12 protein-coding genes, 1 tRNA gene and 2 pseudogenes are annotated in these 18,235 nt (G+C 71.1%); 7 read left to right on the top strand and 8 right to left on the bottom strand.

What is annotated here, in order from left to right; translation table 11 throughout:
- Nucleotides 1-30 precede the first annotated feature (30 nt).
- Entirely contained in the window at nt 31-1,836 is a 1,806-nt protein-coding gene (locus BM414_RS29970; RefSeq protein WP_217644443.1) for a 3-hydroxyacyl-CoA dehydrogenase NAD-binding domain-containing protein, read from the top strand.
- A gap of 723 nt (nt 1,837-2,559) precedes the next feature.
- Here BM414_RS29970 and BM414_RS00670 read toward each other — a convergent pair.
- From BM414_RS00670 to BM414_RS00650, 6 genes and pseudogenes are all read right to left on the bottom strand, one after another.
- On the bottom strand, nt 2,560-3,768 hold the full coding sequence (locus tag BM414_RS00670) for a CaiB/BaiF CoA transferase family protein (protein WP_093577536.1): 1,209 nt from the start codon (nt 3,766-3,768) through the stop codon (nt 2,560-2,562).
- Nucleotides 3,769-3,811: 43 nt separating this feature from the next.
- Nucleotides 3,812-4,027, bottom strand: a pseudogene (locus BM414_RS31690) (hypothetical protein); the annotation flags it as partial.
- Nucleotides 4,028-4,051: 24 nt separating this feature from the next.
- Nucleotides 4,052-4,375: pseudogene (locus BM414_RS28975) on the bottom strand (3-hydroxyacyl-CoA dehydrogenase NAD-binding domain-containing protein); the annotation flags it as partial.
- A 414-nt stretch (nt 4,376-4,789) separates the two neighbouring features.
- On the bottom strand, nt 4,790-5,122 hold the full coding sequence (locus BM414_RS00660) for a histone-like nucleoid-structuring protein Lsr2 (protein WP_093577534.1): 333 nt from the start codon (nt 5,120-5,122) through the stop codon (nt 4,790-4,792).
- Nucleotides 5,123-5,599: 477 nt separating this feature from the next.
- Nucleotides 5,600-6,355 (bottom strand): FRG domain-containing protein, encoded by a 756-nt coding sequence (locus tag BM414_RS00655; protein WP_093577533.1) that lies wholly within the window; start codon nt 6,353-6,355, stop codon nt 5,600-5,602.
- Nucleotides 6,356-6,365: 10 nt separating this feature from the next.
- Nucleotides 6,366-7,955: a P-loop ATPase, Sll1717 family gene (locus BM414_RS00650; RefSeq protein WP_093577532.1), complete on the bottom strand. Its 1,590-nt coding sequence runs from the start codon at nt 7,953-7,955 to the stop codon at nt 6,366-6,368.
- A gap of 885 nt (nt 7,956-8,840) precedes the next feature.
- Here BM414_RS00650 and BM414_RS00645 point away from each other — a divergent pair.
- From BM414_RS00645 to BM414_RS00620, 6 genes are all read left to right on the top strand, one after another.
- On the top strand, nt 8,841-9,362 hold the full coding sequence (locus BM414_RS00645) for a hypothetical protein (RefSeq protein WP_093577531.1): 522 nt from the start codon (nt 8,841-8,843) through the stop codon (nt 9,360-9,362).
- A 298-nt stretch (nt 9,363-9,660) separates the two neighbouring features.
- Complete coding sequence (locus tag BM414_RS00640) at nt 9,661-10,788, top strand: glycosyltransferase (RefSeq protein WP_093577530.1); 1,128 nt, start codon at nt 9,661-9,663, stop codon at nt 10,786-10,788.
- Between the two features lie 588 nt (nt 10,789-11,376).
- Nucleotides 11,377-15,024: a MobF family relaxase gene (gene mobF / locus BM414_RS00635; protein WP_093577529.1), complete on the top strand. Its 3,648-nt coding sequence runs from the start codon at nt 11,377-11,379 to the stop codon at nt 15,022-15,024.
- Nucleotides 15,025-15,187: 163 nt separating this feature from the next.
- Nucleotides 15,188-15,412 (top strand): helix-turn-helix domain-containing protein, encoded by a 225-nt coding sequence (locus BM414_RS00630; protein ID WP_093577528.1) that lies wholly within the window; start codon nt 15,188-15,190, stop codon nt 15,410-15,412.
- 174 nt (nt 15,413-15,586) lie between these two features.
- Entirely contained in the window at nt 15,587-15,805 is a 219-nt protein-coding gene (locus BM414_RS00625; protein WP_093577527.1) for an excisionase family DNA-binding protein, read from the top strand.
- A 97-nt stretch (nt 15,806-15,902) separates the two neighbouring features.
- Nucleotides 15,903-16,997: a site-specific integrase gene (locus BM414_RS00620; protein WP_175551355.1), complete on the top strand. Its 1,095-nt coding sequence runs from the start codon at nt 15,903-15,905 to the stop codon at nt 16,995-16,997.
- Between the two features lie 78 nt (nt 16,998-17,075).
- Here the strand turns inward: BM414_RS00620 and BM414_RS00615 are convergent.
- Both BM414_RS00615 and BM414_RS00610 read right to left on the bottom strand, forming a co-directional pair.
- Nucleotides 17,076-17,162 (bottom strand) — tRNA-Ser (locus BM414_RS00615).
- A 52-nt stretch (nt 17,163-17,214) separates the two neighbouring features.
- Nucleotides 17,215-17,817, bottom strand: a complete 603-nt coding sequence (locus BM414_RS00610; RefSeq protein WP_139245665.1) for a hypothetical protein — start codon at nt 17,815-17,817, stop codon at nt 17,215-17,217.
- Nucleotides 17,818-18,235 lie beyond the last annotated feature (418 nt).

Genomic DNA, 18,235 nt, shown 5'->3' with positions numbered 1-18,235 from the left:
CATCTACGCCGGCTGACAAAGGAGGAACCGATGTTCAAGGCGCTCGTGGTGCTGGCGGTCCGGTCCCGCACCATCTACCGGATCAGCCTCCCGGACGGCCGGGTCGAGACCCTCCACGACGCAGCAGGCCCGGCACCGGACGGTGTCGCCGTCGACGAAGCCGGCGGCCGCGTCTACTGGACGACGATGGGCGCCGGGCGCCGGATGCCCACCGCCGACGACGGGTTCGACTTCTCCAGCCGCAACGGCGGAGTGCACTCCGTCTCGCTGGACGGCACCGACGCCACGGACGTCCTGACCGCCGGTGAAATCACCACCGGGAAACAGCTGACGCTCGCCGACGGCGTCCTGTACTGGAGCGACCGGGAAGGATGCCGGGTCAGCTGCGTGCGCGTCGACGGCACGGACCGGGCCGACCTCGTCGTGAACACCCCCGACGACGAGTCGCTACACGCGTGCGTCGGCGTCGCCGTCGACACCGCGCGCGGCCACCTCTACTGGTCACAGAAGGGCCCCGCGGACGGTGGGAGGGGACGCATTCTGCGCGCCGGGCTCCGGATCCCGGAGCGCGAGACGGCCGACGCCCGCTCCGACATCGAGGTGCTCTGGGACGGCCTCCCGGAGCCGATCGACCTGGAGATCGTCGGCAACACACTCTACTGGACCGACCGCGGCGCCCCGCCGGAAGGCAACACCCTGAACCGGGCACCGCTCCCCCCGGCCGGCGCCGAGGGCGAGCCGCCACAGATCCTCGCGAGCGGGTTCCACGAGGCCATCGGTCTCGCTGTCGACCAGGACGCGGGGATCACCTACGTGACCGACCTCGGCGGGCGCATCTCCGCCGTGCCGATCCCCGGCGACGACGCGACGCCGGATCCCGCGCCGCCCCGGGTGATCGCCCACCTCGCCGAGCCGCTGACGGGCGTCGCCGGGATCGAGTCGGAAGCTCTCCTGGAGGCCGTGCGGTACACCTACACCTTCGAGGACATCCGACAGCGCCCCGTCGCCGTGATCGGAGCCGGGACGCTCGGCCGCCGCATCGCCCTGATGTTCGCCTCCCGAGGCGGCACCGTGGCCATCCACGACCCGAGCACCGAACAGGCGACCGCCGCGGTCGAGTTCGTGGCCACACAGCTACCCGATCTCCTGGACAGCCGTGGAGCAGCTGACACCGAGGCCGGTGTCGCGAAGGTCGCACCATCGCTCACCGAGGCCCTGGACAACGCGTGGCTGGTCGTCGAGGCCGTCCCGGAACGCCTGGAGATCAAGATCCCGCTCTGGGGCGAGATCGACGCCGCCGCCCCGGAGGGCACGATCTTCGCGACGAACTCGTCGTCGTACGCCTCCCGACTGATGTCGGAGCGGGTGAGGGACAAGTCCCGTCTGTGCAACATGCACTTCTACATGCCGCCGCGCTCGAACGCGGTCGACCTGATGTCGGACGGCGAGACCGACCGCGGCCTGCTCGACTCCCTGCACAGGATCCTGCCCGAGTTCGGCATCCACCCGTTCGAGGCCCGCAAGGAGAGCACCGGCTTCATCTTCAACCGCATCTGGGCAGCCATCAAACGCGAGTCCCTCCAGGTCGTCGCGGAGGGAGTAGCGACGCACGAGGACGTCGACGGCATGTTCAAGGTCAACTGGCGGATGCCACGCGGTCCCTTCCAGATGATGGACGCCGTCGGGCTCGACGTCGTCCTGGACATCGAGAACCATTACGCCGCGGAGAACCCGCACCTGCCAGAAGGTCCGCGCGAGCTCCTCCGCGCCTACGTCGAGGCGGGCAAGCTGGGGGTGAAGACCGGAGAGGGCTTCTACAAGTACTCCGGTGACTGACCCGCGAGCCACCCGGCCACCCGGCCGCTCGGGCGTGTCCGGCGACGGCCTCGACGATCGGGCACCACAGCTGCCGGGGTGGGAGGGACCCGGTGCCGGGAGACGCGAGCAGCCCGGTGCCAGCGACGGCGGGGCCGTGGCCTTATACCGGTCGACGCCGACCAGCAGTCCGTCTCAATCGACATCGGGCCGTCCAACTCGCACACGGTCAACCCGATGTGCGCCGCGGTGACGTTCGCTGCCGCCCAGCCGTGCAGGCTTAACGGCGGTCACGGCTCCTCGCGTCGAAGGGCGCCGCTGAGCACGCTCGAAGGCGGGGCCCCTGACCGGCCCGAGCTCGAACCCCACCCAGCACGGAGCGGCGGTCGCAGCTGGCGTGGATGAGCAGGCCAGCCGGCGGACTAGTACGCACGACGACGCGGCCGGCGGCTCCCCGTCCAGGTCGTGGACCGCCGCCAGGTCCCGGTCAATCACGGACGCGGCCCGCGGTCGTCCTGCCACCCCGATGAACCGCGGGTGGCTCGCGCGGTCGGGATGATCCTCAGCCAGCCCGCGCTCGACACCGCCGCCACCATCCCGGCGAAGCCACCCAGTGCATGCCGCCCTGAATGATGGGGTGCTCGACGCCAAATAGGTAAGTGATTGTTGTCTTCGTGCTGTTCTCCCTTGATGTTTGCTCAGGGAGTCACGCGACCCGATCGCCCCGGGGTCGGGCTCGATGCCTCACGCGACGGTGCCGGCTGCCCGCAGCGCGGCGGTCCGCTCGGCGTCGTAGCCGAGCTCGGCGAGGACCTCGTCGGTGTGCTGGCCGATCGAGGGCGGCAGCCGTGGGGGCACGGTCCGGAGGTTCGCGAGCCGGAACGGGACGGCGACGGTGCTGACGCGTTCGTCCTCGGGGAAAGAGACGGCCAACCCGTTCGCGTGCAACTGCTGGTCGTGCGGGATGTCGGCCGGCGTCGCGACGATGTCGAAGACGATGTTGTTCTCGCCGAGCACCCTCTCCCAGTGCGCCCGCTCGTGCCTGCCGAACACCTCGTCCAGCGTGACGATCAGCGCGTGGGCGTTGCGCAGCCGGTCGGGCTTGGTGGCGAAGCGCTCATCGGTGAGCAGGTCCGCCCGTCCCACGCACCGCGCCAGCACCGGCCAGTACCGGTCCTCGTTGAGGATCGTCAGCAGTAACCACTTGCCGTCGGCGGCCTGGTAGTGGCAGCTGAGCGCGTTGAAGAGGTTCTCCCGCCGCGGCCGCGGGATGAACTCGGCGCGGCACAGGGCCGCGGTGGCGAGGTAGCTGTTCGCCCAGAGCCCGTTGGCCAGCAGCGAGGAGGACACCTTGGTGCCCTTGCCGGTGCGCTCGCGCTGGAAGAGCGCGGTCACCAGGCCGGCGTACAGGCTCATCGCGGAAGGGTGGTCGCCCTGGCCGATGACGGCGCGTGCCGGGGTCGCCTCGGAAGAGTTGCGGACTTGGTCCATCATCCCGGAGCGAGCCCAGTACGACGTGGCGTCGAAGCCCGGCTTGGCGACCTCGGGGCCGGTCTCGCCGTAGCCGGTGAAGGAGCCGTAGACGAGCCGGTCGTTGAGGGCGGACAGGGTTTCGTAGTCGATGTGCAGCTTGTCCCGGACCCGCAGGGGGTAGTTGGTGACGAAGACGTCAGCGTCCGCGACCAGGCGGTGCAGTACCTCCTGGCCCTCGGGGGAGGCTAGGTCCAGGGCGAGGCCGCGCTTGCTGTGCGAATCCAGTAGCCAGGCGTAGTCGTGCTCGCAGATCGGGTTGCCGGGGATCTTCGGCAGTTGGCGGTAAGGGTCGCCGGCGCCGGGCGGCTCGATCTTGACCACGTCTGCGCCGAGGTCGGCGAGGATCGTCGTGGCCGCCGGGGCGGCGATGTAGCTGCCGCAGTCGATGACCTTCAGGCCGCTGAAGAGCGACTCGCTCATGATGCGCCTCCCGGCGTCTCGTAGTCGTCGTGGAGCCGCGGCCAGACTCGATGCCGAGCCGACCTTCGGCAAGTGCTGACGCACCAGCTCGCGGGGTCTCAAAGGGACCAGTCCGGTGCGCGGTGTAGTTCCCCTCGATGTCGACTACGACGTCCAGACCGATCCGGTCCATTCTGCAGAAAGGCCCGCTCTTCGAGCTAGTGACATGCACGTAGAGCTCGACCTCGGCCGACGAGGCGACGCCCTCCGCCACGACCATGCGCGCCTCGCACTTGATTGCGGCTCAAATCTGGTTGTGGATGAGGCTCCGCGACTCAGCGTGTGCGCGAAACGGCGCCGGGCCGTGGCGCGAAAGCGTCGCCTTGAGGCGCTCGAAGGCCACCGCCTCCGTGTGACCGCAGGACATCAGCTCACAGGCACGCGACCCGGGCGGTGTGAGGAAGTGCATGTTGAGCACCCGCTCGCGGTGCTCGACCTCGTCGATCACCTCACTCGAGGGGTACGACGACGAATTGGTCGCCATAATCGCGTCAAGCGGGGCGAGCCGGTCGAGCTCGCCGAAGATCGGGACCTTGGTCTTCGGCCGCTCCGGAAGGGACTCGACGACGAACCACGCTTCATCCCGGACATGATTTGGACCGCACTGCCGACCTGCGCAGGATCACGGCACTGAGGCGTTGACCTGCGCAATCAGCGCTTGTCGCGGTTGGGCATGATCGGCCTCGAACGGACGGCTTGCGGACCCCCTGCGGACCGAGTGCGGACCGGAGCCCTCGCGAATCCGGCCGAGGTCGCGAGGAGGCTCGGCCACCGGGCACGCGAGTGGCACCTGCGGCTACTCCCGTCAGTGGACAAGGACGGTCGTCCACATGAACTGCACCGGCAGCCCTCAAGTTGGGGGCGGTGGGCTGGACGGCCACGCATCGCCGAGGCCGTCGGCCGGCTCCCCTCCGGGACCCAACAGCAGGAGGCGCCGGACCCCTGGGTCGGGATCCGGCGCCTCCTGGTCACTGGGGTCCGGTCAATGACCCGCGGCCCGGTACGCCTCGATCACGTCCGCCTTGATGCGGCCGCGCGGCGAGACGTCAATACCCTTGCCCTTTGCCCAGGCCCGCACCGCCGCTGGGTCAACCGCAGCGAAGGCCGGCTTGGCCGGAGCTGCGGACTTGCGCCGGCGACCGGACACCTTACGGGCTGCCGAGATGTAGCGACCGAACAGCTCGCGCAGTTCCTGAGCGTTTGCATCCGTCAAGTCCAACTCGTACTCGCGGGCGTCCAGACCGAAACGCAGCGTCGTGTCGGCGGGCTGGCCGTTCAGGTCGTCTACCAGAACAATCGTCGTCTTCGTTGCCATACCAACAATAGTGCGGACATTCCCCGTTTCGAGTCAACCAGTCCACTCCGATAACCCAACCAAATCGGGTTAGTCAACGAGCGCAGGGTTGCGCCTATCACATCGTCGCATCGCAAATCATGGAAGCGTCATGACTCAGTCCGCGGGGTAGAGGATCCAAAACTAGCCATGCGGGGATCCCATCGCACGCTTCTGGGAACTGCGGCTCGCTGGACGTTGGGCGGCGTTGGTTGTCGTCGGTGGTTTGCGGACGTTCCGCGGACTGCCTGCGAACCAGCGAGCGCAGGTAGGCAGCCGGATTCAGCGGCTAAGGGACACCGGCGACCGCGATGGTCGCGTTGGCGCCCGAGACCGCCGGTTAGACCCCTGTGGGTTACTTTCGGTGGGGGTACTGCTCGCTGCAACGCATCCGCCAACGGGAAGCGGTTCAATCAGGCTCCCGGGCTGACGCGTCCGGTCCGCCCGAGGCTCCCGCGCTCACCGTGGTCTCACGCGGTCGCGGAAGAGTTCGACGAGCACATGCAGAGCTGCCGCCTCGGTGACGCCGGTGAGGTCGGGAAAGAGGGCCTGGGCGTTGATGCCCATGGCGTCCAGATCGGCGAGCGCCGCAGCGGCCTCGTGGACGGCGACGGTGAACTTCCACAACACCGGCTGCGCCGGTTGCATGGTGTCGACGTAGTCCTCGAGGGTGGTGTGTGTCGTCCGGGAGTGGGTGAACGTGCCGCCCTGCCGCCGCAGCCGCTCATTCTGGCCGGCGTCCTCGGGTTTGTAGAGCTCCACCCCGTAGGCCCGCGACCAGATCGGCGCGCTGGTATCGAGTGCCCAGACGGCGACTCGCCCTGGCTCGGCCACCAGTTCGGTGAGAGCCCGCCGGAAGGCGAAGAACGAGGCGACGTAGGGGCTCTCGGTCCAGTCCAGGAGCCGAGTCGGCAAGCCGTAGTGCTGGCCGAGGGCCAGCAGCCGGGGTTCGTCCTGCAGAGTCGAGCCGTCCACCCCCGCCCTCCTGGCGAGGTCGCTGAAGGAATGCACCATCCGCTCCCACAGTTGCACGCGCTGCAGTGCGGGCAGCTTGTCGAACTGGCGGTCGAAGGACGTGACCAGCGGCCAGTTGTCGCTGCCCATCCCGCGGAAGACGAAGCGCCCGGGGCGAAAGATGTCGTCCTCGAAGAGGTCCTGGATGACCGAGGCCTTAAACTCCTGCCAGGACCCGTACGGAACGTGCTCGATGCCCATGTCCTTTTCCTCAGCCGAAGGGCACGACGGGGTGTTTGCCCACCGAGTCCAGCCCAGGCACCGCGTCGATCAGGCAGGGGTGCAGGACGTACTCCGCGGCGTCGCGGGGGATATCGAACTCGTCCATCCGGCTCAGACTGTAGAAGTGCGTCAGCTGTCCCTCTCGGTAGCCGAGTAACCCGTTCTGCCACAGGACGGTGGCCAGATGGCACTCTCCCTGCAGAGTGGCGTCCGTGGCGCTCTCAAGTTGCGCGAGCTCCGCAGCCGAGAAGAGGTCCTTGCCGTGGATGCCCAAGAGGTCGCGGACGTCCCCCTTCAGGCCGCTGGCGTACTCCTCGCTGCCGATGTAGGTGTCTCCGTAGCCGCGGATCGCCGCCTTCCGCGGCATCAAGTCAGAGGCCAGCTGGTTGGCGACGACGGACAGCTGCGAGTTGCCGAACCGGCGGGCGCACCGGCTGACCACGTCCCTGAGCACCTGTGGCGGGAATTCCGCGGTGCCCGCCGCACGCTGGCGGGTGACCTCGTGACAGAGGGCGTTGCCGAGGGCGACGAGGTCGCGCGGGATGAGCCGGGTGTGCCTGAGCAGGTAGGTCGAGAGGTTTTCGTCGACGCCTCGCCGCTCGTTGTGGATCCACTCCGCCCCGAGCCAGCTGGCCACGGTCTCGCCGTCTCGGTCCTCCGTCATCCGGTAGTCGCTCGGGAGCATGCGGATCTTGGCCCGCAGCAGGTACTCGAGTGCCTCTCCTGACCAGTCCAGAACCCGGATGTGTGGCTCGCCGATGTACTTGGGAGCGTGCTCGTCTCGGTAGACCGAGGACAGCACGATGTCCCGGATGGAGATCACGATGTGCAGGCGGCCGCCGAGCCGGGCGTCCCGGAGCAGCCGCATGGTCATGTAGAAGAGGCCGAGCTGACAGCGCAGCCAGTACATCGGGGCGTAGTGGAACGCGTCGTCGATCGCGTCGAGGTAGAAGAAGACGGGCGGGCAGCCGCGGACGGCGTCCGCCAGGTCGTACTCGAGGTCGTCCCAGCGGTCGTCGTCCAGGTACTTGGTCAGGCTGTGGGCGCTGTGCGCCTCGTTGATGATCGTCGCCAGCTGGCTGTAGATGGACCGCGGGCGCCGGGCTTCTCCAAGCAGGCCGCGGTAGTCGCGGGGGATGGACTCGCGCAGATCGCCCGGGAGGTGAGCGGACAGGTCCCGGTGGTACAGCAGGTGCGTCGCCAGGCTGCGGAAAATCGCGCGGTGCCACATGCGGATCCATTTCTCGGTGAGCAGGTGCTCGGGAAACCACTGGCACGCCCGGACAATGAGCTCGGTCGACGGGAGGCTCTGCTGAGGGTGGTCGGCGTAGACGCTGTCCTGGCGGGCCTGAAAGTCTTGCAGCCGCCGCAGGTAGACGGTCTTCCCGGCGCCGAGTTTGCCGACGATGACGCGGGCCGAGGCGTCCCCGGCCCTCGTGGCGAGGTCCCCGAACGCCGGCGCTCCGGAGAAGTCGACGAAACTGCTGAGCAGATCCTCGATCTGGGCGCGGGCGCCGTCGGGATTGCCGAAAGGCCCGACTTCCTCCGTGCTTTCCTTAACGGGATTGCGCGTCGGCATGGCTGCCTCCCCCGGACGATGCGCAACCAGTGCAGCAGTAGCTGCGTCGGAGCGTCAATCCGGTCGCGTTCCTCCGAGGGCGGCATGGCGACGGATCCGCTGGACGGGACAGGGTTGCACGCCCCGGTGCGGTATGCAGCCACAGCCGGGCGGCTCTCTGACCGCTGGCTCCCGCGCGGCCCCGTGACGAGCTGGGGCCGCCGCGCTCACCACGGTCGCCGGAGGCGGGTCCCGGGCCAGGCCGCTCGCGGATGCCGAGCTGGCCGTGGAGGGAGAGGAGTTGACGGTCCGGCCCTCGGTGTCCTTGCCGGTGACGCCGTCGAGCTGCGCGCGACTGAGGCCGTCGCCCTGCGACACCGCCACCAGCCCCAGCACTGGCCGCACCTCGTCGCGCCAAAGCTTGCGGTTAAGGCCGATGCGGCGGTTGAGGAACCCTCGCCGAGGTCGCCGAGGTCGGCGGGCAGCGGTAGTGCGGTGTTGGGCTGCGGAGGGCCACGCCGGCGATGATCAGCGCGACACCGAGGACCTTCAGCGCCGTGGGCATCCGGGTCAAGAGCACGACCCCGCTGATCAGGACATCGGCTGTCGAACGAGGTTCATCCCCGACATCGATTACGTGAGCCCGTGACGTGCTCGGACCGACTCAACCGCTCGGCCGGCCACTCCATCCGCCCTTGCTGATCAAGGCGTCCCGCTGATCCTGATCCCTTCGCCACTCGACCCCCTTTAGTGACCAGGCGTAGCCACGTAATCGAGGACTGGTGAGGACGCTTCGGCCATCCCCAGGCCTGCGACTGAACGACGCGAGAACCACTAGCGGCTGACGATCCTGTTCCGCAATGTGCCCCTGCGTGACGGTCCCGTCACCATTCTCAAGGGGGAGCCATGAAGACGACGCGCACGTCCTTGGTCATCGCCGCTGCCGCCGCCGGGCTGCTAGCCGCGACTGGGCCCGCGCAAGCCGATCCGCTACCGACGGAGCCCCAGACCATCCAGTTGCCGGGTACGGACACCGCTGGCGACGCGGGCTACTGCCCATTCCCGGTGACTATCCAGTACTTCAGCAACCAGCAGGTCACAGAGACAACGCTGCCCAACGGCGCCACGGAGTTCCGCTTCACCGGGCATGCGGAAGCGATCGTGACCAACGACGACACCGGCGAATCGATCACCTACAACGTCAGCGGCCCAGGAACGCAAACCGTCTTCCCCGATGGCTCCTTCACCATCGACGCAGCGGGCCCCAACCTGCTCTGGACATCCGTGGAGAACACCGAGCCCGCCGGGGTGCTACCGCTCGCCTACACCACCGGCCGCGTGCGGTTGGCCGTCGATGGAAATGGCCAGACGACCAGCTACCGGCTGAACGGCCGCTCCACGGACGTCTGCGCGGAGTTGGCGGCCTAACGTCGAACGGCACCGCCGTCAGGCCCAGCCCTTCCCGAGCTGGCCATCGCACGGCTCGGCGGACGTAGGCAATCCGCTGTTCTTCTAGACGCGACCGAACCCCGCCGTCCTGGTGGCGGCGGGGCTCAGCGCGTTCCGAGAGCCGGAAAGTCGCCGAAAGCAACGGGCAACTGCCTCAAGGTGTCCAAGTTGGCACGGTTGCGGTTTCAGCCCCGCCATCGAGCGCTTCATCAACGCCTGGAACGATTGCGGAAAGGCTGCGTCGACCGCAGGCGGCCAACCTGGCACGCTGACCGGCATGGCACGGGTGCTTTTCACCTCGTGCCCGGCGTACGGTCACGTCCTGCCGATGCTGCCTCTGGTGCGGGCGGCTGAGCGCGCCGGCCACGACGTGCGGGTGGCCACCGGCCCGGACCTGGTCGGTCCGCTGGCCACCCGAGGGCTCGACGTCCACGCCGTCGGACCGGCCTGGGCGACATCGTGGTCGGCACACGAGGTGGTCTGGGCCGACCCGCGCCTGCCCGAGGAGCAGAAGATGATGGATGGGCTGGTGGTGCTGTTCGGCACCCCGGCCCTCGCCCGACTCGCCGACCTGATCGTCATGGCGCAAAGGTGGCGCCCCGACCTCGTCGTCCATGAAGTCCTCGAGATGGCGGGGCCTCTGCTGGGCCGACGGCTCGAAGTGCCGAGCGTCGTGCACAGCATCGGGCCGGTGTTCCCGTTTTACGCCCACCTCATCGGCCTCGCGGGAGCCGCGATCGGCGAGCCCGAGCTGTGGGCGCAGGTCTCGGCCGAGCATGCCCTCGACCTCTGCCCGCCCTCGCTGCAGCCCGACGGCCCGCCGCCGTGGCCTGCGGCGATCCCGCTGCGGCCGAGCGCCGGCGAGCCCGGCCCGGTGCCGCCCGAGGTGGCCGACGTCCTCGCGGGCGACCGGCCCATCGCCTACTTCACCCTCGGCACGGTCAAGAACACCGACACCGCCGACCTCGCTGCCGGGCTCACGGCCCTGGAGGGGTATGACGGCGTCGTGGTCGCCACGACCGGGCGCCGGCTCGACCCCCATGAGCTCGGCCCAGTGCCGGCCAACGCCGTAGTCGCGGAGTTCGTTCCACAGGCCGCCCTGCTCGAGCGGGCCGACCTGCTGGTCTCCCACAGCGGATCGGGCACGATGCTCGGCGGCCTCGTGCACGGCGTGCCCCAGGTCGCCCTGCCACGCGGGACCGATCAGCCCCACAACGCCGCCCTGCTGGCCCGGGCCGGCGCGGGGGTGGTCGTCGCCCCGCAGGACTACGCCGTCACCACGATCCGGACCGCGGTCGCAGAGGTGACCGGCGACCCGGCGTTCCGAGCGGCGGCCGAGCGCATCCGCGACGAGATCGCCGCGATGCCGGACGCCGACGCAGTATGGGCCGGCCTCAGCGCCTGACCTACGCCGCGGCCTCGAGGCGGAACAGCAGGCTCATCGTGGTCGCGGCGGCAGGAACGGAACCAGCATCGCGCCGCTGGCCGTCATCGACGCCCGCGTACACGGACGCAACCGGCGACAAGTCCCGCATGCCCTGCTACACCACCTCGACCACCGACCACTCCATCCCCAGCGGCCAGCGCAGCGACCCCTACAGGCTCAACGAGCCCCCCGCTCCGCTCCGCGCACCCGCAGTCATCTCTCGGGCGACAGATCGCGTTGACAGTCGGCTGCTCGACACCCATCTCATCGTCTCTCGGGATGCTCGCTGCGTGACTGCTATGCGCCGCCACCGACACATCCAATGTCGCGTCTTTAACGACTGAGCAGTCGACCTACTACTAGTAATCAATCACTGCAGTGAACAACCAATGAGCCGACCTTGCGCCGACTGCGGGCCAGCGACGCTCAAACTTTATCGCCAACGCCTAAGCCTTTACTTAAGAACGGCACGCATGCTACCCATAGCGGTAGTCCGGGTCCCGCTTCGCGGGGCCCACTGCCGTTTTTGGAGGTGGCGTGTTGGTCATTGTCGGGTGGCGTTGGCAAATGCACGGTGGCCTGAAGATCTACGCCGGTGCGCCTGCGGCCGCCCGGCACTACGTGGAGGCCGGCCGTGGCCGGGCCGATGACTACTACCTGACCGAGGGGACCGGGATCGCGTGCCGCTACACCGCCGGCGGCGGGCGGGTGCGGGAGCTCGCCGCGCTGGCCGGGGACGGTTACGAGGCGTGGGTGGCTGGCGTCGACCCGGGCACCGGGGCGGCGCGGGGGCGGCTCCGCACCGACGACCGCGCCGTGCGGTTCGTCGAGGTGGTGGTCAACGGCCCGAAGTCCTGGTCGCTGGCCGCCGCGCTGCATCCGGACGTCGCCGCCGCCTACGACGCCGCGCAGGACCGCGCCGCGGCTCAGGTCATCGGCTGGCTGGCCGAGCACGCCAATACCCGGGTGGGACCGCGCGGTGGGCAGGTGCAGATGCCGGTCGAAACAGTTGAGGCGGTGACGGTGCGGCACCACACCTCCCGGGCCGGGGATCCGCACCGGCATCTGCACCTGCAGATCAACGCCCGCGTCTTCGCCGCCGGGAGATGGCGGGGGCTGCACACCGTGGGCGTGCGCGACTTCCTCGCCGCGATCAACGGAATCGGGCACGCGGCGGTCGTCACCGATCCGCAGTTCCGGAGCGCGCTGGCCGCGCACGGACACACCCTCGACGCGGCTGGAGAAGTGCAGGAGCTGGGCGCGTACGTGGGTGCGTCCAGCGCCCGGGCGGCGCAGATCGGCCGCCACCGGGACCGCTACGAACGAGAGTGGACGGCCGCACACCCCGGTCAGATCCCGGGGCCGGCGCTGCGGCGGGCGTGGGATGCGCGGGCGTGGGCCGAGGGCCGCCCGGACAAGGTCACCCCGCAACCCGGTGCGGACCTCACCGCCCAGTGGGTCGGCGAGCTGGCCGCCCTGGGCTATCGCGACCCCAAGCGCCCCGCGCACCTGGCACCGACACCGGTCGGCAGCATCGACCGGGACGACGCCGTGAGGACGGTGCTGACCCGGCTGGCCGCCGGCCGCTCGGCGTGGAACGCCGCCGACGCCCGCGGCGAGGTCGAGCAGCTGATCGCCACCGCCGGCATCGTCGTCGACGCCGGCGTGCGGATGGAGCTGGCCGAGGACCTCACCGCCCGCACGATGGCGCGATGTGTGCCGCTACTGGACGGGGAGGGAGTGCCCGAGAACATCCGGGCGTGGACCTCCCAGCCGGTGCTCGACGTCGAGGACGACCTCACGGCCCGGTTCGCCGCCCGCAGCGCTCCATCGGGGACCAATCCGCGGCGAGAGCCGGAGCCGACACTGCCGCCGTCCGCGCTGGCGCGGCTGGACGCCGGGCAGGCTGCGGCGGCCGTCGCACTGGCCGGCGACCGGCCGCTGCTCGTGATCGAGGGCGCGGCCGGTGCGGGCAAGACCACTCTGCTGGTCGCCGCCCGGGACCTGCTCAAGGGGCAGGGGCGCCGGCTGACGGTGGTGACCCCGACGCTGAAGGCGGCCAAGGTCGCCGCCGCCGAGGTCGGTACCGCCACCGGTTCGGCGGCGTGGCTGGCCTTCCAGCACGGCTGGCGGTGGAGCACCCACGGCGCCTGGACCCGGCTGGCCGCCGGCGCCACCGACCCGCTAACCGAGGCCGTCTATGCCGGGCCGGCGCCGGCAGCCCGGCTGCGCGCGGGGGATCTGCTGGTCGTCGACGAGGCCGGCATGCTCGATCAGGACACCGCCCGCGCCCTGCTCACCATCGCCGACGAGGCCGGGATCCGACTGGCGCTGCTGGGCGACCGTCACCAGCTGGCCGCGGTCGGCCGCGGCGGCGTGCTGGACCTCGCCGTCCGTGCAGTCGACCCGCCCGCGCACCTGACACTCGACGAGGTGCACCGGTTTGTCCGTGCCAACCAAGCCGAGCTGACGGTTCCGGACGTCAAGTACGCCGAGCTGACCTTGGCCATGCGCACCGGGGACGACCCGAGCGCGGTGTTCGATACGCTGGCCGGCCGCGGCCAGGTCCGCCTGCACGCCGATTCTGCGCAGCTTCAGGAGGCGCTGGCCGCCCTCACCGCCGCCCATCACCGCGCCGGCGAGCGCGTGGCGGTGGTGGTGGACACCCGCGAGCAGGCCGCCGAGCTGGGCGCCGCCGTCCGGGAGCGGCTGGTCGCTGACGGCTGGGTCGACGACCGCGCCACGGTCACGACCCGCGCCGGGCAGCGGATCGGCGCCGGGGACCGTATCGCCACCCGCCGCAACGACCGCGACCTGGGCGTGGCCAACCGCGACATCTGGACCGTCACCACCGTCAGTCGCCACGGCGAACTGATCGTCACCCCGGCCAACGCCGCTCCCGGTGACGTCACCCCCCACGCCCTCGCCCCGACGGAGGCAGGGCAGCGGCTGCTGCCCGCCGGCTACGTCACCTCACACGTCGAGCTGGCCTACGCCAGCACCGCGCACGGGGTGCAGGGCGACACCGTGCCGACGACACACGTGGTGATCGGCGAGCACACCGGCGCCGCGGCCGCTTACGTCGGGATGACCCGCGGCCGCACCGCCAACACCGCCCACCTCGTCGCGGCCAACCTGGCCGAGGCGCGACAGCAGTGGGTCGCCGTGTTCGGCCGCGACCGGGCCGACCTCGGCCCCGGCCACGCCGCGCAGCTCGCCGCCGCCGAGGCCGCCCACTACGCCGCGCCTCGCCCGCTCAAGGAGGTCCTGGCAGAGCTGCACGAGGCGTGGACAGCCGAGCAGCGCTGCCTGACCCGTTTGGCTCTGCTGCAGCCGCTGCGCGACCGACTGGCCGAGGTCGTCCCGATCCACACCGGCCACGCCGACCAGATTGCAGCCCTCGAAACCCGGTGCCGAGCGGCGGGCTTCGCCGCGAACCGAGCCACGCAGCAGGTCGAGGTCAGTGGCCAAGCGGTCATGGCGCACGCGGAGCGGATCCGCGAGGACCTGTTCGGTCGCTGGGACAGCGAACGGGACGCGGCTCGCGCCGTGGCTCGGGTGGTGCTGGACGGCCCGGGCCGGCTCCGGCTGCGACGGGCCGCTGTCACCCACGCCAGAGGGCAGCTCGCCGACTGGGCCGACCGGTGGCGCCCACACCTACCGCAGCTGCCCGCCGACCCCGGCCCGCTCGCGCAATTCGCTGACACGTCCGACGACCGGCCGGCGCTGGCCACTGCGTTCGGCGCCGCCGCACGCCGCGCCGCCGAATACACCCATCCCGAGCACGCGGTCCTGCGCGCGGCCGCCGACACCGCCCGCCACGAGCACGAGCAGGCGCGACACGCGCTGGCCGAGGCCGAGCGCCAACGCAATGACGAGATGGGCCGGTTTGGCGCGCGCGGCCGCACCCCGGACCCGGCGGGCAGGCTGGCCGACCTCGACCGCGACATCGCCGCCGACCAGCGTGGGCTGGCCACAGCACGGGCGCGCATCGCCCAACTGCAGGACATACCGGCTCTCGCCGAGCAGGCGGCCGACCGGCTGGCCCGAGAGCGCGACGCCTGGCGCGTCGCCCAAGACGCCGAGCGCCACCGCGTCCGGTCGAGCTCCCGGCGACCGGTGCCTGTGGCGACCGGGGTCGGTGGCCCGCAGCTGTGGCACCACCATGGGCTGTCCGCCGGGAGTCGGGATGCTGGCCCGTCCCTCGGGCGCTGACCGCGAGGTTCTCCAGCGAACGGGCCGCAGGCTCGGCGGGAGAAGTGCTGGAGGAGAACTGGAGACGGCCAGAGAAACGTGCCGGTGAGCTGCCACCAAACGGCCCGAAACAACGCCTTCCACAGGCAAGAGGCCCCCACCAGCATCAGATCCGGAGCCCGCCATGACCCAGCCCGCCACCGGCCGCGAGCCCGACCTGCTCACCATCACCGAAGCCGCCGACCTCCTGCGCGCCCCCGTCGCCACCCTGCGCTACTGGCGACACCTGGGCACCGGCCCGCACAGCTTCCGCCTCGGCCGCCGCGTCCTCTACCGCCGCGACGACCTGCACGCCTGGATCGACGCCCAGCACGGCCAGGTCCTCGCCAGCCCGGAGAACCGGAGGTGAACCCACGCCACCACCGGCACACCCGCCGGGATAGAGGAGGCACTACCCGCCGGGCGAGTGCACCCTCAGCGACACGCTCGGACCTTGCCGGAGGACCTCGCAAGGCAACAACCGGGCCACCCTCACGGCAGGCGGCCGCTGATGGTGGCCCGGACAACCCCACGGAGGAACGCGATGCCACCGGCGTCCACCCACGGGCACAAGCCCCTCGGCGACTCCGGTCAGCTGCTCACCATCGGCCAGGCGGCCGAGTACCTGGGCACCGGGCAGCGCTTCGCCCGCCGCCTCATCAGCGAGCGGCGGATCCTCTACGTCAAGCTCGGCAAGCACGTGCGCCTCGAGCGTTGCGCGCTGGACGCCTTCGTGGCGGCCGGCCGGGTGCCCTGCCGGTAGGGCGTCGACCAGCGTCCACAGACGAGTTCCCTGCAAAGCCGAAGGCGGCCAAGGTCGGAGCATGCCAGCAAGCAGCACCAGAAGGCGCTTCGGTCGCGTGCGCAAGCTGCCCTCCGGCCGGTGGCAGGCCCGCTACCCGGGCCCGGACGGCCGGGACCGGTCAGCACCGAGCACGTTCGCCACCAAGACCGACGCGGCACGCTTCCTGGCCGCGGTGGAGGTGGACATGGGTCGCGGCGTGTGGCTCGACCCCTTGCGCAGTGGCGTCACGCTCCGCGAGTACAGCCAGGCGTGGCTGGCCGAGCGGACCGTTCGAGGTCGTCCCCTCGCCGTGCGAACCCGCGAGACCTACCAGCACTCCCTCGACCGCTGGGTGCTCCCTGCGCTCGGCGGCCTGCCGCTCGACCGGATCACACCGGCCGCTGTGCGGCGGTGGCACGCCGAGACGAGCGCAGCCACCGGCCCGACGGCGACCAGGCAGGCCTACGCCCTCCTCCACGCCATCCTGGCCACGGCTGTTGCAGACGACGCGCTCCCCCGAAATCCCTGCCGGATCACGGGTGCGGGCCAGGCCCGCAGTGACGAGCGCCCGCTGCTGGACGTCGACCAGGTACAGCACCTCTCCGCGCACATGCCCGAGAACCTCCGGGGCCTCGTCGACCTGGCCTTCTGGGCGCACCTGCGCCTCGGCGAGCTGCTGGCCCTCCGCATCGGTGACGTCGACATGGACACCAGCACTGTGGCCGTGCAGCGACAGGTCGTGGAGACGGACGTGGGCCCCGTGGAGGGCGCACCGAAGGCAGGCAGCCAGCGCGTCGTCCACCTCCCCCCGCAGGGCGTCTCAGCACTGGCCGAGCACCTGAGGACCCGCTCCCCGGCACTGCCGACCGCTCGGCTGTTCGTGCGAAGGGACGGGAGAGTTCTCCGCGCCCATCACGTCCACGCCGCCTGGAGCACGGCCCGTCGAGCAGCCGACCTACCCGGCGTCCATCTGCACGACCTGCGGCATGCGGGACTCACCCTGGCGGCGCAGAGCGGGGCGACCCTGGCCGAGGTCATGCGACGTGCCGGCCACTCGTCGTCCCGCGCGGCGATGATCTACCAGCACGCGGCCGAGCGGCGCGACGCCGAGGTCGCGGCCCGCCTCGGGCGCCTCGCAGCGGGCACGACCCCGAACCGTACGGGCACGTAGCGGGCACGCGAGCGATCAAAGGCGCCGGGCGGCCCTTCACTGGAGCCTTGCGGGCAGCGCGAAACCGCTGGTCAAGAGCGGAGGGCGTGGGATTCGAACCCACGATGGGTGTGACCCCATAGCGGTTTTCAAGACCGCCGCCATCGGCCTCTAGGCGAGCCCTCCTGACGGCCCGATGTTACGGACCACTCCGGGCCCCCGCCGGGAGTGCGCCGGTTCAGCCGGACCGGCGGACGAGGTGGGCGCCGCCGACCGGGTCCACGGCGAAGCCCCGCGCTGCCAGGACGCCGGCCAGCGTCCGGTTCATCACCAGCTGGCCCAGGGCGTCCGCGTCGGCACCGTGGACCTGGTCGAGGCTCACGCGGTCGTGCTGCCGCCAGCTGACGACGGCGCCGCCGAGGCCGGGCTCGGGGAGGAGGCAGACACCGCCGGTCCCGGAGGCGTCGTCCAGGGCCAGCCCGGCCTCGCACAGCGCCGCCGTCACCTCGACCACCAGCGTGCCCAGGGCGTCGTCCTCGTCGGAGAGCACGGTGTCCCAGTCCGCGGGCAGCAGGTCGAGCTGCCGGCCGAGATGCGCCAGCCACGCCCCGTCCTCGGGCGAGGGGCGCCGGGCGAGGACGCCGTCCGCCCGGCGGAACCCGTGCACCAGGGCGGCGCCCGGCTCCAGGGCGGCGGGCGCCCAGCCGGCCTCGGCCCGCTCGGCGAACGGGCCGGCGACGACCTCCTCGGCCCCGTCCTCCGCGTCGACGACGAGCCACCAGCCCTGCCGACGGCCGCCGGCGAGCACCTCACCACCGGAACGTGCGCTGACGCCACTCACGATGACCACCCCGGGATCCCGCGGAGGCCGGCGGGAACGCGCCGGCCACTGCCGCCGTCCGGAGGCAGTGGGGGAACGGTAGGAGCGCGCGCCCTCCCCGCCGCCCGGCCGGGACGGGCCCGGACTGCCGCGTACACGGATCGTTGCCGGAGCGCCGATCCGGACCGGTGACCCGCCTCCCGCGGCCACCACTTGTCGACCGTCCCGGCCCTCGCCGAGCGTGGCCGGGCACCGGACCCGGGGCGGTGACCCCGTCCGCGCCGGGATGCCCCCGGCGTGTCGCCCGCCCGGGCGCGGGAGCGGCCGGATCGGAGGCGGGCATGATCCGGGGGTCCCCGGTGTTGCACCGCGGTCAGGCTGCGCGTCCCGCGCTCGGCCTCCCCCCGTACGCCGATCCGAGGACCCCTCCTGCCCGAGA

Source organism: Geodermatophilus amargosae (genome assembly GCF_900116515.1).
GTDB lineage: Bacteria > Actinomycetota > Actinomycetes > Mycobacteriales > Geodermatophilaceae > Geodermatophilus > Geodermatophilus amargosae.
Note: the sequence above shows the minus strand (reverse complement) of the source record. Positions and strands in the feature narration are given on the sequence as shown.

Coding starts and splice junctions, on each gene's coding strand:
- BM414_RS29970 (WP_217644443.1), top strand. CDS start 31: ATGTTCAAGGCGCTCGTGGTGCTGGCGGTCCGGTCCCGCACCATCTAC.
- BM414_RS00670 (WP_093577536.1), bottom strand. CDS start 3,768: ATGAGCGAGTCGCTCTTCAGCGGCCTGAAGGTCATCGACTGCGGCAGC.
- BM414_RS00660 (WP_093577534.1), bottom strand. CDS start 5,122: ATGGCAACGAAGACGACGATTGTTCTGGTAGACGACCTGAACGGCCAG.
- BM414_RS00655 (WP_093577533.1), bottom strand. CDS start 6,355: ATGGGCATCGAGCACGTTCCGTACGGGTCCTGGCAGGAGTTTAAGGCC.
- BM414_RS00650 (WP_093577532.1), bottom strand. CDS start 7,955: ATGCCGACGCGCAATCCCGTTAAGGAAAGCACGGAGGAAGTCGGGCCT.
- BM414_RS00645 (WP_093577531.1), top strand. CDS start 8,841: ATGAAGACGACGCGCACGTCCTTGGTCATCGCCGCTGCCGCCGCCGGG.
- BM414_RS00640 (WP_093577530.1), top strand. CDS start 9,661: ATGGCACGGGTGCTTTTCACCTCGTGCCCGGCGTACGGTCACGTCCTG.
- mobF (WP_093577529.1), top strand. CDS start 11,377: ATGCACGGTGGCCTGAAGATCTACGCCGGTGCGCCTGCGGCCGCCCGG.
- BM414_RS00630 (WP_093577528.1), top strand. CDS start 15,188: ATGACCCAGCCCGCCACCGGCCGCGAGCCCGACCTGCTCACCATCACC.
- BM414_RS00625 (WP_093577527.1), top strand. CDS start 15,587: ATGCCACCGGCGTCCACCCACGGGCACAAGCCCCTCGGCGACTCCGGT.